Genomic DNA, 828 nt, shown 5'->3' with positions numbered 1-828 from the left:
GCCGATCTTGTATGTTAAATTCAGAAGAACGCCGTTCCTCCGGCACTTATGCCCGCTTCCGGGGAATCAGCAGCAGCTTTTCCTCCGACACATCCCCCTCATCCTCCAAATCATTTGCAGAGAGGATTGTGGTTACGGTGGTGTTGTACCGCTTGGCAAGGTCCCAAAGTGTCTCCTGTCTGTTTTTGCACCGCAGAACGAGAGAGGGGGCGCCGGAAAGGTCCTTTGGCGCTTCGCTGCTGATTTTTGCGGAAGACACACAGACTCTCTTTTTCCGAGAGACTGCCTCCGCCCGAAACTCCACCGAGAACCGTACCTCAATCCCCCGGTCCCCCAGACTTCCCTGAACCTCCTCGGGGCAAATGGCGTGAGCGGTTACCCGGCAGTCCTCCGGCAAATCCATCTGACAGCTTACCTCGATGCTCCGCTCCGCCATCAGCGCAGCGCCGCCCTCGTCCAGATACAACGCCCGAACAGCCACGGCAGTACGCAAGGTACTGCCGCCGCCCTCACGGCTGACGGATACGGCGCTGGGAGAGGCGGAAAGCGTCAGAATGGAATCCGCCACCACGCCGATTTCCAGTACCTCCCGTACCGTTTGACGGCGGGTCAGAGTCTCCGCGAAGTCGCATAGCTGCAAAGGCTGGGCCTCGTAGCTCAAATCATAGGCTGTGCTGTACAAATCGCACAGCAGGGTCACGTCCTGCTCCTGGCGCAGCAGGGCTGTGGCGTGGAGATACAGCGTGACGGCAATCTTTCGGTTGTCGTGGTCTCCGTCCACTTGAATATCTGTGCCGGTGAGCTGAACACTAACCGAGGCCCCACAGC

The 828-nt window shown here is 58.9% G+C and carries 1 protein-coding gene; it reads right to left on the bottom strand.

The genetic code is table 11. The features are described 5' to 3' along the window. Positions 1–46: 46 nt before the first annotated feature. The coding region (locus RTU96_RS10180) for a LysM domain-containing protein (protein WP_312636477.1) at positions 47–828 on the bottom strand (782 nt) is incomplete at its 5' end.

Origin of the sequence: Oscillibacter sp. (genome assembly GCF_032018205.1) — a bacterium.
GTDB lineage: Bacteria > Bacillota > Clostridia > Oscillospirales > Oscillospiraceae > Oscillibacter.
The sequence above is the reverse complement of the archived record's forward strand: the minus strand, read 5'-3'. Positions and strand labels throughout refer to the sequence as shown.